We start from the raw sequence: 12,604 nt of genomic DNA, 5'->3' as shown, positions 1-12,604 counted from the left end.
TAGATAAACTATTTGGAGCTATAAATAGAGCCATACCAGATATTGTTAACAAAAAATTTCACAGTAAATTTTTCTTAAACCTTAATATCATTATAAAAAATATCCTCAAAAATAGCTTCAAGTGCACCTTTGGCAATAGAAATTGTTCCTTTTGGTCCTTTGGCTTCTCTTGGATTTATTCTAATTAATGTGGCATTTGATATTTTTTCTTGCATCTCTTCTCCCATTATTCTGATGGTTGGCAAAGCTGTTCCTGCTCCAAATTCAAGTATAGCTATTTTTGTATCACTATTATAATATTTTCTCATAAAAGAATCATATCGCTTCTTTTGTTGATAATTAATACTTGAATTAAATGAATAATCATTAAACATCATTATATTTGGTCTTGCAATCTCTCCACAACTTGAACACCTTGGAATCTCTGTTTTAATTTCTAAAGTTTCAGGATTTACATCAAATTTTAAATCTGGTGATGGTATCCAAATATTGTTACATACGGTGCATTGAAATACTCTAATTCTTCCGTGAATTTCATAAATTTTTTTATCATCAAATCCAGCCTTTTGAAAATGTCCATCAACATTTGATGTAACTACAAAATAATCTTCTTTTGTTTTTACAAGCTCCAACAAAGCATTAAATCCGATATGAGGTTTCGTGTTTTTATAAAGGTCATATCTATGTCCGTAAAATCCCCAAGCAAGTTCAGGTTTGTATTTAAAAGCGTTTGGATTTGCTATTTTTTTAAACGATATTCTTTTTTTACCAAGAAGAGGATACGCTTTCCACATACCTTCATTACCTCTAAAATCAGGCAAGCCACTATCTACCCCCATTCCAGCACCAGCAGTTATAATTATTACATCCGATTCTTTTACTATTTCTTGTGCAGTTTTCATCTTATTCTCTTTGCTTTATCATTCACCTAACGATAATTTTTTAAGTCTTTTTCTTTTTTTATCCTTCAAATACTATGAAATTCATAATAAGTTTTATAAGTTGCTCTTTTTGCTCGGCCGGACTTGCTGCTACGAGATAACATAGAGCAGTTAAAGTATTGCTGTTAAATTTTTGAAACAGTTCCTCTTTGGATAGATTTTCATATAAAAATTTTAAAAAGAGCAAAGCTCCTATTCGTTTATTGCCATCTACAAAGGGATGGTTTTTAATAATCAAATAAAGCAAGTTTGCCGCTTTTTCTTCAAATGACGGATAAAGCTCTCTGCCTTCAAAACTTTGATAGATAGTATTTAATGCGCTCTCAAATAGTCCTCTGTCTCTTTCTACTCCAAATATATCTGATGCTTCGTTATGTTCAATGAGATAGTTTTTAAGTTCTGCAATTACCTCCTTTGCTTCTTCATAACTTATTTTTTTTCTATCCTCTCTTGTAATTTTTACCTCTATTTTTCCTGTGTCATACTCTTCTATCCATTTCCAAACCAAAGCGTATTTTTCAATAATTTCAAGCATTCCTTTTGCCTCGGAGGCTGTCAAAGAAGGGGTATTGATATTGTCTTTTATAAACTTTATAGCATTTTCGAGCTCTTTCAATTTTTCTTTAGTAAGTTTCTTTTCATTTATTGCGTACCCTTTAACAAGGTAATTTTTCAAAACATTTGTAGCCCATATTCTAAATTTTGTTGCTTTTTTAGAGTTTACCCGGTAACCAACGGCGATTATTACATCTAGATTATATAGATTCATTTTTCTTTTTCTACCATCCGCGGCAACCTGTGCAATTTTTGCACAGGTTGTATTTTCGTCAAGTTCTCCATCTTTGTAGATATTTCTAATGTGTTTTACAATCACTGTTCTATCAACATCAAAAAGTTGGGCTAACTTATGTGCATCGAGCCATAATGTCTCTTCTTTTAATTGAACTTCAATTCTCTTATCTTTATCTTCAAAAATAATAAGCTTATTTTCCATTTTTTTACCCTTTTATATTTCACAATTTACTTATTATATCCTGCTTATATAGTGTATGCAGTTTGGTCAATCTCCACAAATTCCCTGATATGATTATAGTATTTATCACGACAAAATGTTGTCGCCATTCTATGTCAAACTACGATGGAACTTAACAAGGAGGTGCAACAATGGCGGCATTGATAAAAGAGGAAAAAGAAAATACATTGGAACAAGAAAAAATAGCCTCAATCCGCTATTGGGTAGCAAATATATTATATCAATTAGATCTTATAGAACCGTATGTTACGCTTGGTTTTTTTCGACGTCCAAAATTAGCATCTGTTCTTGGAATGAAAGACTTGAAAGATGAATCAGAAAAAAATCCACAATTTGTGATTGAACGTATACAAAAAGTATGTCATGAGATTATTGAAACTACACGATCTCCATATCCATCCAATTTGGAAAAAAATGTTGCATCTCTTTATAAAACTATTGATCTCACAGATACAGAGCAAGAAATATTGAAATTTGCGATAATAATGGATTATAGTTCAGAAATACAAAACGCCTTATTTGTTCTAGAGGAAAAAATAAATCAAGAAAGAAGTAATTTAAAAATCCTCTCTTTATTGTTAGAACTTAGCGAAAAATCTATAAAGAAAGCTTTATCACCAAATTCTACACTCTCTCTATCTGGCTTGATAACAATTCGATACAGAAGTTCTGAGCTATATGAATACTTGGATCCATTCTCAAGTACATTTGTTGATATTATGGTAGATTATGAAAATGATGATGTGTATGATTTATTTAAAGATGCGATCAGAAGAGTCTCATCGGTCACATTGACATACAATGATTTTTCTCATATTTCTCATGAGATTCAAGTTCTCCGTGATTTCCTTTCTTCATCCATAAAACAAAAAAGAATAGGAACAAACATTTTGATCTACGGTAAACCAGGGACTGGGAAAACCGAACTTGCCAAATTTTTAGCAAAAATACTTAATGTTGAACTTTTTGAAGTAAGCTATGCTGATAAGAGAGATGAGCCAATTAATGGAAAAGAAAGAATAGCAGCCTATAAAGTTGCCCAATATCTCTTTGGTCAAAAATCAGTGATGCTTTTATTTGATGAAATTGAAGATGTGTTTGATGACATCCATTTAGCCTCAGCTTTTCTAGGCAAACGTCCTACACAGGAAAACAAAGGATGGATAAACCATATTTTAGAAAAAAATAGAGTTCCTACAGTTTGGATTTCCAATTCTATCGATATAATAGATCCAGCCATCATAAGACGTTTTGATCTTGTAATTCATATGCCAGTTCCCCCACGATCCAAACGAAAAGCCATTGCTGAACAATTTCTTGGAAAATATGTATCCAAACAGACTATTAACATTATCAGTGAACATGAAAATATTGCTCCGGCAACAATTTCAAAGGCTTCCAATGTATTGGATTTGATAACAAATCAAAAAAAGCGTGCTGACAAAGAAGCTCATTTCATCATATCTTCTATGCTTGAAGCCCAAGGTCATAAACCACTGTCCAAGCTAAAAAATTTAATCTCTTTTTCATACAATCCGGCGTATATAAATACAACTATAGATCTTGAACATATCGCACAAGGAATAGCTGAGAACCCAAATGCCAGAATTTGTCTCTATGGACCTCCCGGAACAGGTAAGAGTGCATTTGGAAAATGGTTGGCAAACAGACTTGATAGACCCTTCATTGTAAAAAAAGGAAGCGATCTGCTCAGTATGTGGGTCGGAGGCACGGAAAAAAATATTGCCAATGCATTTCAAGAAGCCGAAAAAGATGATGCTGTTTTGATATTTGATGAAATCGATGGGCTTTTACAAGATCGTCACCAGGCACATAGAAGCTGGGAAGTGACACAGGTAAATGAACTGCTTACACAAATGGAAGCATTTGAAGGCATATTTATCGCTACGACAAACTTGATGGAAAATCTCGATCAGGCCAGTCTTAGAAGATTTGATTTGAAGCTGCATTTTGATTACATGAGACTGAATCAGGCAAAAACTATGTTCATAGAATTGTGTCAAATACTGGATTTGAAAAGTCCGGACAACGACATTCTTTGTATAGTTGCATCACTAAGAAATCTTACCCCTGGAGATTTTGCAGCAGTTTTGAGACAAAACAGATTCCATCCAATTAAAGATGCCGAAGATTTCGCAAAACGGCTTCAAGAAGAAGTAATGATGAAAAACGTTTCTTCAAATATAAAAATGGGATTTGTCGCTTCATAAAAGGAGAGTCCATGAAAATAGCGATCACCGGACATGTAAACATAGAAAAAGCAAACGGCAAAAAGCTAATCGATTACAGAAAGTATGATGAAGATATATTCAATAAAGTCTATGGAGAAATCGATTCGATGATGAATAGAATTTTCCAAGACTTGTCCGTTGATAAAAATGAAGTTGTTCTTATTTCGGGAATGGCAAGGGGCGTGGATGAGATATTTGCGCTCTATGCCATGAATAATGGCTTGGCTCTTTTTGCAGCAATTCCCCATAAAATCTATTGGCACAAAGCACGAAAAGAGAGTGCCATCCGCTATGATGAAATTTTGGAATATGCGAAAAAGAGTGCTGGATATGAAGAGATTTCAAAGAGATACAAAAACATTGGATCTTCTTTTTTTGCCCGCAATCAATATATGGTTGATATGGTGGATATCGTAATTTCTTATATGAAATACAATTCATCTGGCACTATGGATACGATAAAACGGGCAAAAGAGGCAGGGAAGTATTATGGAAATATTTTAGATCTCATAACCAAATAGTGGAATATAGGAATGAGTTTAAGAATTTGTAATATAAATCGTAATAATTCTCAAATGACTCGTGTTTTTGTAGATGAAGAAGGAATCTATTATCTTTGGATACTCTATTCGGGTCATCCCGATCTTGAAATAGTTCCTTTCAAGAAGGAAAATAATAAATTTATAGAAATAGAAACGCAAAAAGTGGATGAGTTATATGACTATTTGAGATTCAGATTTTCAAAAGAAAGCTTATATGAAGTAGAAAAACTTTTTAGATCTTTACGGTGGGATTATAGCAAATTTACTATTCCTAAAAATATTGTTGAAAAGTTTGGTGAGAAGTTTTGTGAATATTTTTTAAGAGATCGTGATGATGAGTTCATATTTATGGATCCTTATGCCAAACATTGGATCATTGATTTTGAAAAAGTAAGAAACCAAGAAAAAGAGTTTTTGAAAGAGCCAGAGCTTTTACCATTTACTATTACCGAGCTTGGAGTAACATTAACAAAAGATTTAGAACTGCAAAAAGATGGCAAAAATTTGAGCATAGAGGAGTTTTGGAAAACATATAATGAGTATAGATTGAGCCTCATACCAATTGCAAAGAAGAAAGACAAGATTTTTAGAAAAATAGAAGAGGATTTAGGAAAGCGAGTAAAAGAGTCTTTGAGAGAAATCAAAAGTAAAAAAATAAGTGATTACAATATTGAGATAAAAGTGAAAGTTTTTGATACAATATTAGGATATGAGCAAATTTTAGAACTCTTTTATACAGAAGAGATGTTTGAAGATGGTGTTTTATATCATTTAAGAGAGTTAAATAATATGGAAGTTTGCCGACTTTTTTGGCATTTGATAGAGTTTTTCGGATTGAGAATCATAACTACAGAGCTTTCATTCTGGAGTGAGATAACAATAGATGATCAGAAGTTTTTTAAATTGTAATTAAAGGAGATAAAAGATGCAATGGAATGTAGGTAATTCAATATTCAAAGGGTATAACGACAAAAAAGGTATCATGTTGTGTGGGTATGAATGGGGATTTTCAAAAGAGGAACAGGAAGCATATAAAAACGGAAAAATCAATCCGATAGATTTTCAAAAAGAGCCTTCCACATTTTCAAACAAAGTCAATCTTTATAAAAAATACTCACTAAAACATTATTATCAATATGATGAAAGAATCATCAAATGGTTTGGATTATGGGGTCATCCATTAAAAAGAGATAATGGAGAATTTGAAAAGACTATTTTGCAAACCAACTGGTGTGATAGTCAGAATCACGCTTTCAATGGCAATAGATATCATAAATTGCTTAATTGCAAAGATAATTTCTTGGCTCACGTTCGTGAGTTCAAACCAAGATTGATAATATTTTTGGGAGCTGAAATGATAAAAGTATTAAATAATCCCGATATAAAAAATGAGTTTGAAAAAATTATGGGTAAAGAAACAAAACCTTTAAAATTTATTCAAAAAGATTTTCCAGGAAAGCGATTCAAAATAGGCTTTCAAAGTTTTGAAAATTGCGATATAGCTGCATTTCCTCATCCTTCTGGAACAATCGGACTTTCTGATGATTATATCAAACTTTTCAAGGATGAGATGAATCCAATTCTTGTTTCGTTCAAGAAATTTAAAGGGCTTTCTTAGCCTTATTTCCTACTGCTACCAAGTTTTTTATCAATATCTAACTTTTGTAGATGGAGGATTTCGATAGGTTTTTGTAACTGCTTGGCATAATTGATAAACTTTTGAATATTGGGACTATTTTCATACTGTATTGCAAGCACTTTAGTGGCTTCTTTGATCATTTTTATATTTTTGTTGTACAATCCTTTGCCTCTACGTGGCATGGATATAACATCTATTTCATAGCCATTTTCCTCTAGAAACTTTCTGATATTACCTGTCAAAATATTTCCCATTCGGATTACATTGTTTCCATTATACTGGTCAATAAAAGCAATAATCTCTTTTTTAAATAAATCCAACACTTTTGGATGATCATTAAAATACCTGCTGACCATCAAAACAGTCATTGCAACTATCCTTTTAATCTTCTATTTCATTCAACACTGAAAAAGGATTGACTGTTTTCATGATAAAATCCTTAATCTCTTCAAGATATACATTAGCTACTTCTTCAAATCCTTTTTCTAAAATTTCCAAATAGAACTCTTTTTGACTGTTGTCACCATAGTAAGACTTAAAATGTCCGGTTACCAGCCAACATGGTTTTTCATCTATATTCTCGCCAAAATAGATTTTCGCTTCCCTTTTTATCTTATTTATCAAATCTTCTGCACTTTCAAAATTTGGATAAAATTTATGAATGACTTGCTTTTGATACTCTTTATTCTTCGTTATTTGAATAATCTTATCCATTGGTTTTTTTTCATCACAAAAATCTGCTCTGATTCCAAGCCTCAACTTCAAAAAATTTGGTTTATCAGATTCTATTGCATAATCTACATTTAGATTTTCAAGATATTTATCATAAGAAATAAAGAGAGGTTGCAATTTTTCTCCGCTTAAAAACTCTTCGGCATAAATTACATCATAGTGTTGCTTTAATTTTTTAATCAAAGCCTTCATCACCTCTTTTCTTATCTCTTTTTTGATATTTTCAAATTCTTCTTCTATATTCCAATATTTTTGAAATTTATGTATTGTATTCTTGTTTACGGGAAAACCTTGATTTGATATATTTGTTTGGCCAAAAATTGTTTGTATTAGATTCATATCCATACCTCTTTTATATACTTTTATTATATTTTAAGTAAAAATATTTAAGTACAAATTAATAGCTATAAATTTTGAAGGTATAGTATGGAAAGATATCTCATTTATAGAATGACTTATGATGGCGGTTTTACTCCTAATCCTTTTTGGGGCTATTTAACTGTTGCTGCTTGCACACCTAATCATAGAAGAGCAAATTTGCACCCTGGTGAATGGATAATAGGTATAGAAAGCAAAGAATTAGCAAAGAAAAGAATTGCGAAAGGTTGCAATCCTGATATAGAACAATTACTAATTTATGCAGCCAAAATAGATGAATGTTTGAGTTTAGACCAATATTTTAGAGATCCAAGGTTTCAAGCTAAAAAATTCAAAAAAGATGGCAATTGGAAAGAACAAAATGGAGACAACAACTATTATAAAGAAAATAATAAGTGGAAATGGATAAGGGGGCATGAACACGAACCAAGACGCTTAAGAGATTTGCCTGATGAAGATGTTTTTTTTGATGAAGACAAACTTTATGAATATTTGAAAGACGAAGAAAAAATAAAAAAATATGGAGTCATATTGCAAGATTTAAAAGGAGATAGAGTATTCATATCAAAAAAATTTCTATATTTTGGAAACAAAGGTGTTAAATTTCCACAAGAACTATTAGAATGTGCACCTAAAAGTCGAGGATTTAAATATTGCCGTCCAAACGATAAAAGATATAAAGAATTGAAAGAATTTATAGATGATCGAATAAAAAAATATGGATATGGCGTTCACGGCAAGCCGATAAATTGTTGTATCGATAATGGCTGTAATGACGAAATAGATGAAAAGAAATCATCTTGCAAAAGTGAACTATCCAATAAAATATCAAAGAATGCAAATAATGAAATGAAAGAAAAACGATTTTCTTGTAGGGGTTCATGATGAAAATTATTTTCAGTAGAAAGGGATTTGATTCATCTCATGGTGGCTATGCAAGTCCTATTTTTCCTGATGGAACACTATTTTCTGTGCCTATACCTGATAAAAAAACATCGATTTCTTACAAAGATTTGAAATTTACCTATGAGGGAGAGCCTATTCAAAGAATTTTAAATGATTTGACTAATAAAAAAATCCGATCTGGGAAAAAACATGATTGCGATTATTTTTCAGATAAATTTAAATGCCATTTCGATCCTATGATTTTTGAAAATGATCAATTTAATGGAATAGCCTTTGGACAAGAAGGTGCTTCAGCATCGCATCTTATAAATCAAAAAGTTCAAGAAGGTGACATTTTTCTCTTTTATGGATGGTTTAAAGAAGTCGAAAAAATAGATAATAAATGGCAATATAAAAAGGATGCAAAAGATTTGCATGTTATATGGGGATATATGGAAGTTGGAAAGGTTTTGCATATTAATAATGATAATACCAATAAGATATTGCAAATATACCCTTTCTTAGCGAAACATCCCCATATTGAAATTACTAGGAAAAATCCCAATATCATCTTTATTTCAAAAAATTTTAAAAGATTAAAATATAACAATTATACACTACTTAGCGATATAGAAAATTATAAAGGAAGAAGTTATTGGAAATTACCAAGTTTTTTCAATCAGCCGCAAGCTTTTACATATGTAAAAAATTTTATTGCCAATAATGATTTTGTTAACATTAAAGCTCCATATATAGGTCAAGAGTTTGTATTAGATTTAGATTCTACATCAGAAAAAGGGAAAATATTAGAATATATTTTTAATTTTTCTTAAAATTATATTTGATAATTTTACATTCAAGTCATCCATATTATCGTTTTTATTTAAAGATTTTAAAATTTTATTATTATCAATAACTTCAATTTGATCACATATCTCTTCTAAATTTTCTATAGTTTTTCTTGCAATCTTTTCCCGTTTTTTTCCTTCAAATGTAAAAGGAAGTGTTGTAAATGCAACAACTGTTTTTGATAAAGATTTCAAATATTTTGCAATAATAGGTGCAATTGTACCACCTGTTACTCCACCTCCTGTCATAACAATGGCAATCTCATTACAATCTTTTGTCAATTCGTAAAGGTTGTTCTTGATATTTTCATCTAAAATATTTTCTTCATTATATGGATTTTCAAGATATCCCTTGAGCGCTTCTTGATCTTTATTCACATAAATTTTATTAGTTATACAACTATCAAGAAAATTTAATGTTCCTTTTTCATTATTTACTGCTATTAATGTACATAACAAATCTGATTCTGCAAGTAGTTCTAACATTTTACATCCACCACCACCAATTCCTATAATACAACATTTTTTATTCATTGCATATCCTTCTGCAATTTATCCTCAACTTATTACTTCTATTTCAAAAATCGCAACTTATTTAAATTATTCTAATGAATACCACATTATGTAAAAATAAAAACATTTCAAAATAAAGGACATTTTATCACAGAAAAATGTTAAATGAATTCAATAAAATAAATAAAAATTTGTCAAACTATGTTAAATAGATTCTCCTTTCAAGGAGATATAGAGATTATTAAAAGAAAGCTATTTCGATTAAAAAAGAGTAACGAAGTAAAAAAGATAGATGCGTAAAAGGAAAAGAGAACTCAAAGATAGTTTTTTGGTTATTTAAAAGAAAAAAATTACAAATCATTTAATGGAAAAATTTCAATTAATAACATGATAAAATGGAAGGGATAGGATGACCTTGTTGATATTGGCTATTATAAATATTTTAAAGTCAATCACAGAAATAATTAATATCAAGAGACAGGGACAATCATTTCAATAGAATAAAATAATTTTGGTATTATACTAGAATAATTTAAAATCTTTCACAAAAGAAATTCAATTTACAATTAAAAGAGTGTGAATTTAAATCCAATACTTGTCATATTGACGTGCTTTATTTCAAAAATATTTATACCCTCCCTTCCAGGAGGGATATAAAAAGCCATTCAAATTTTCCTTCTCACGCCACCTGCTTCTGTATCGGCTGATACCACACTTTTCTACTCGCATCCCATCGAAAGCCCAACGGTTTGATATATTGCTGCTTTCCATATGTTGATCCTGTAACGATAAGCTCGCCGTCTCTTTCTTCTACACCGAGTCCCAGCTGTTTGAGTTTTACATAGGGGTCTTGTTGTGTCTGATTGTTAGAATCAGTATGTTGTGATTTGATGGATTGCTGGCTGTGATCCACATTCTTCTGTTCTTTGTCATAGAGGGCATTGCCAAACTGGTTGCCAAAGGTTCTGAAGGCTCTTTTCAAAGCATCTGTCACTGCCTCCTTGCCTGCTCCTTCATGCGCCATGGCATACTCTTTTGCAACACCTGTTCCAAAGCCCACATCTTCTCTTGTAACACTTGCTTTTCGGTATATGTTGTAAACGGTCACTTTCACAATAGCCCGATATCCGATTACTATATTGCCGTTTTGATTGGTCTCTTCGCTGACTTGATCTAATGCGGTAACTTTGTAGCTCCAGTTTCCAAATCCTAAGATGAAGTTTGCAGTATCGATAATATCGTGCCCTTCCAGATAGCTTAAGATAATATTTCCTTGCTTTCTGGTTTTAACCCGTTTTCCATCAAGATTGTATTTTAATAGTTGAATCTGTTTGTCTGTAAACATTGGTATCTCCTTAGGCAGCATTAATTATCTCCACCGTATCGGCAGAATTGACACTGTTTCGTTTTTTGTTGATTTTCAGCCTTGCAGGCACATCTTCTTCTATGTATTCAACATCTACATATGGTTCCAGCTCTTCAAAGAGTTCTGGAAATTGCAGGGCTTTTTCTATTGCTTTTTTGTCCACATCAAATTTGACATAGCCAAGCTCCATCACTTTTTGGGGATCTTTGATGCGTATATCAGTTTTTATATTTTTTCTTGGTGGCGTAATGGTAAAGGATGAGATGGCAGTGCCTTCAATTTTATCTATGCCATACTCTTGCAGTATTTCAGCTGCAATTTCCAGTCCCAATGTTTTAGCCTGCTGCAGCTTTTTCTTCAGTTCAGTAAGAATTTTTATCTCACTGCTTAAATAGGCTATTTTGTTGTCCAGCTCCAAGAAGGACAGTGCAATGTAGTCGCATTTGACATAGTATGGCTTGTCTGATTCCAAAATCTCTTTGAGATAGTTCTTGAACCACTCTTTTTTCGATGGTGAAGTGAGATGCTCAATTTCAGTTTGCAGTCTGTAGTTGGTTGTTTTCATAATGGACTCCTTATGGTTTTTTTGTTTGGTTATGCAGCAATAGCAAGATGGTTTGATTGTGATTTAGCAATTTGTTCCGCAATATTCCAAAGAGCCTGATTGATTTGAATATCTTTCAAGATAGATCGAATCTGTCTGCTTCTGTAACTTTTGCCACTATTTTTGTTTGTTACTTTTAGATTTCCCCGAAGCAGGTTTTCCTGAATAACATTAAAAACTGTGTAAAGATCATCTTTTTGATCCTCTTCTCTTCTGGGTCTTACAATATCATCGGTATTGACCTCTATATGCTCATTAAACCTCAGAGGTATTGCAGCATTGGCAAATGCAAGCTTTTCATCAGCAGAAAGTCTGATGGATTCAAATAAACTGATCTTTTTTTGCAGCGTTGGTTTGAAGGATGCGATATTCTCCAAAGCTGCAAGAACATTACTCTCTTTGTATCCGATGTGTCTGATTTTATAGCTTTTAAACACACTGTTGGCTATTACCAGACCGTTGGCGCAGGCAAAGCGGTAGATGCCTGCGCTGATACTGAATGCCGTTGTTCTGTCGTGTGAGTTAAACAGTAAAAGCTCAACTGCATTTTTTGGGGATTGATAAGGTCATCGAGATGGCGGAACCGAACAAGATGCCTTTGATAACCTATTTTTTCAATATTTCTCACACCAGCTTCCTGTACATTGACAGGATGCCATTTGTGGGCTCTTAGTTCATTAATGACCTCAATCGTTGGGATGAAATGGTATTTGTTGCTTGCCTTATGGTAAGGCTGATTGGTGAACAGAGATGGGGCGTACTCCATCAATTCCTCATTTGTTAACGGATGCAGTGCTGACATAGGTGATCCTTTGTAGTGATATGTTGAATGTGGAAAATTAGCGGATGACTAAGAAACTGTTGGATTGGC

General features: G+C 32.2%; 15 protein-coding genes. 6 read left to right on the top strand and 9 right to left on the bottom strand.

Annotation, left to right across the window (positions count from 1 at the left end):
• Positions 1–74: 74 nt before the first annotated feature.
• Together NITER_RS01250 and NITER_RS01245 are read right to left on the bottom strand one after the other, a co-directional pair.
• Positions 75–902 carry an SIR2 family NAD-dependent protein deacylase gene (locus tag NITER_RS01250; RefSeq protein WP_084276443.1) on the bottom strand — a complete coding sequence of 276 codons (828 nt, stop codon included), beginning with the start codon at positions 900–902 and terminating at the stop codon, positions 75–77.
• A gap of 58 nt (positions 903–960) precedes the next feature.
• Positions 961–1,935, bottom strand: a complete 975-nt coding sequence (locus NITER_RS01245; protein ID WP_084276444.1) for a virulence RhuM family protein/type II toxin-antitoxin system death-on-curing family toxin — start codon at positions 1,933–1,935, stop codon at positions 961–963.
• A 170-nt stretch (positions 1,936–2,105) separates the two neighbouring features.
• Between NITER_RS01245 and NITER_RS01240 the strand changes: the two genes are divergently transcribed.
• From NITER_RS01240 to NITER_RS01225, 4 genes are read left to right on the top strand one after another with little or no spacing between them, the layout of a single operon-like run.
• Positions 2,106–4,205 carry an AAA family ATPase gene (locus NITER_RS01240; protein WP_084276445.1) on the top strand — a complete coding sequence of 700 codons (2,100 nt, stop codon included), beginning with the start codon at positions 2,106–2,108 and terminating at the stop codon, positions 4,203–4,205.
• A gap of 11 nt (positions 4,206–4,216) precedes the next feature.
• Complete coding sequence (locus NITER_RS01235) at positions 4,217–4,747, top strand: DNA-processing protein DprA (RefSeq protein ID WP_084276446.1); 531 nt, start codon at positions 4,217–4,219, stop codon at positions 4,745–4,747.
• Positions 4,748–4,759: 12 nt separating this feature from the next.
• Positions 4,760–5,677: a hypothetical protein gene (locus tag NITER_RS01230; protein WP_143779652.1), complete on the top strand. Its 918-nt coding sequence runs from the start codon at positions 4,760–4,762 to the stop codon at positions 5,675–5,677.
• Positions 5,678–5,693: 16 nt separating this feature from the next.
• A complete protein-coding gene (locus NITER_RS01225) occupies positions 5,694–6,386 on the top strand; it encodes a hypothetical protein (RefSeq protein ID WP_084276448.1) in 693 nt (230 codons plus the stop codon).
• A 2-nt stretch (positions 6,387–6,388) separates the two neighbouring features.
• Here the strand turns inward: NITER_RS01225 and NITER_RS01220 are convergent, their stop codons facing one another.
• Both NITER_RS01220 and NITER_RS01215 read right to left on the bottom strand, forming a co-directional pair.
• Complete coding sequence (locus NITER_RS01220) at positions 6,389–6,775, bottom strand: hypothetical protein (RefSeq protein WP_084276449.1); 387 nt, start codon at positions 6,773–6,775, stop codon at positions 6,389–6,391.
• A gap of 13 nt (positions 6,776–6,788) precedes the next feature.
• Positions 6,789–7,478, bottom strand: coding sequence for a hypothetical protein (locus NITER_RS01215; RefSeq protein ID WP_084276450.1), 690 nt, complete (start codon positions 7,476–7,478; stop codon positions 6,789–6,791).
• Between the two features lie 87 nt (positions 7,479–7,565).
• Here NITER_RS01215 and NITER_RS01210 point away from each other — a divergent pair, with 87 nt between their 5' ends.
• Complete coding sequence (locus tag NITER_RS01210) at positions 7,566–8,402, top strand: Nmad2 family putative nucleotide modification protein (RefSeq protein ID WP_084276451.1); 837 nt, start codon at positions 7,566–7,568, stop codon at positions 8,400–8,402.
• Complete coding sequence (locus NITER_RS01205) at positions 8,402–9,235, top strand: Nmad3 family putative nucleotide modification protein (RefSeq protein WP_084276452.1); 834 nt, start codon at positions 8,402–8,404, stop codon at positions 9,233–9,235. The genes NITER_RS01210 and NITER_RS01205 overlap by 1 nt, the downstream gene beginning before the upstream one ends.
• Here NITER_RS01205 and NITER_RS01200 read toward each other — a convergent pair.
• The 5 genes from NITER_RS01200 to NITER_RS01180 form a co-directional block, all read right to left on the bottom strand.
• A complete protein-coding gene (locus tag NITER_RS01200) occupies positions 9,209–9,784 on the bottom strand; it encodes an FtsZ/tubulin family protein (RefSeq protein WP_084276453.1) in 576 nt (191 codons plus the stop codon). The genes NITER_RS01205 and NITER_RS01200 overlap by 27 nt on opposite strands.
• A 658-nt stretch (positions 9,785–10,442) precedes the next feature.
• Complete coding sequence (locus NITER_RS01195; RefSeq protein WP_084276454.1) at positions 10,443–11,108, bottom strand: Rad52/Rad22 family DNA repair protein; 666 nt, start codon at positions 11,106–11,108, stop codon at positions 10,443–10,445.
• Between the two features lie 10 nt (positions 11,109–11,118).
• Complete coding sequence (locus NITER_RS01190; protein WP_084276455.1) at positions 11,119–11,694, bottom strand: siphovirus Gp157 family protein; 576 nt, start codon at positions 11,692–11,694, stop codon at positions 11,119–11,121.
• A 29-nt stretch (positions 11,695–11,723) separates the two neighbouring features.
• Positions 11,724–12,215 carry a DUF932 domain-containing protein gene (locus NITER_RS01185; protein WP_231988970.1) on the bottom strand — a complete coding sequence of 164 codons (492 nt, stop codon included), beginning with the start codon at positions 12,213–12,215 and terminating at the stop codon, positions 11,724–11,726.
• Positions 12,182–12,535 carry a hypothetical protein gene (locus tag NITER_RS01180; RefSeq protein WP_197685339.1) on the bottom strand — a complete coding sequence of 118 codons (354 nt, stop codon included), beginning with the start codon at positions 12,533–12,535 and terminating at the stop codon, positions 12,182–12,184. The genes NITER_RS01185 and NITER_RS01180 overlap by 34 nt, the downstream gene beginning before the upstream one ends.
• Between the last annotated feature and the right edge of the window lie 69 nt (positions 12,536–12,604).

The sequence above is a fragment of the Nitratiruptor tergarcus DSM 16512 genome (assembly GCF_027946175.1).
Taxonomy (GTDB): domain Bacteria; phylum Campylobacterota; class Campylobacteria; order Campylobacterales; family Nitratiruptoraceae; genus Nitratiruptor; species Nitratiruptor tergarcus.
The sequence above is the reverse complement of the archived record's forward strand: the minus strand, read 5'-3'. Positions and strand labels throughout refer to the sequence as shown.

Coding starts and splice junctions, on each gene's coding strand:
- NITER_RS01190 (WP_084276455.1), bottom strand. CDS start 11,694: ATGAAAACAACCAACTACAGACTGCAAACTGAAATTGAGCATCTCACT.
- NITER_RS01245 (WP_084276444.1), bottom strand. CDS start 1,935: ATGGAAAATAAGCTTATTATTTTTGAAGATAAAGATAAGAGAATTGAA.
- NITER_RS01250 (WP_084276443.1), bottom strand. CDS start 902: ATGAAAACTGCACAAGAAATAGTAAAAGAATCGGATGTAATAATTATA.
- NITER_RS01235 (WP_084276446.1), top strand. CDS start 4,217: ATGAAAATAGCGATCACCGGACATGTAAACATAGAAAAAGCAAACGGC.
- NITER_RS01210 (WP_084276451.1), top strand. CDS start 7,566: ATGGAAAGATATCTCATTTATAGAATGACTTATGATGGCGGTTTTACT.
- NITER_RS01230 (WP_143779652.1), top strand. CDS start 4,760: ATGAGTTTAAGAATTTGTAATATAAATCGTAATAATTCTCAAATGACT.
- NITER_RS01225 (WP_084276448.1), top strand. CDS start 5,694: ATGCAATGGAATGTAGGTAATTCAATATTCAAAGGGTATAACGACAAA.
- NITER_RS01195 (WP_084276454.1), bottom strand. CDS start 11,108: ATGTTTACAGACAAACAGATTCAACTATTAAAATACAATCTTGATGGA.
- NITER_RS01220 (WP_084276449.1), bottom strand. CDS start 6,775: ATGACTGTTTTGATGGTCAGCAGGTATTTTAATGATCATCCAAAAGTG.
- NITER_RS01200 (WP_084276453.1), bottom strand. CDS start 9,784: ATGAATAAAAAATGTTGTATTATAGGAATTGGTGGTGGTGGATGTAAA.
- NITER_RS01205 (WP_084276452.1), top strand. CDS start 8,402: ATGAAAATTATTTTCAGTAGAAAGGGATTTGATTCATCTCATGGTGGC.
- NITER_RS01215 (WP_084276450.1), bottom strand. CDS start 7,478: ATGAATCTAATACAAACAATTTTTGGCCAAACAAATATATCAAATCAA.
- NITER_RS01240 (WP_084276445.1), top strand. CDS start 2,106: ATGGCGGCATTGATAAAAGAGGAAAAAGAAAATACATTGGAACAAGAA.
- NITER_RS01180 (WP_197685339.1), bottom strand. CDS start 12,535: ATGTCAGCACTGCATCCGTTAACAAATGAGGAATTGATGGAGTACGCC.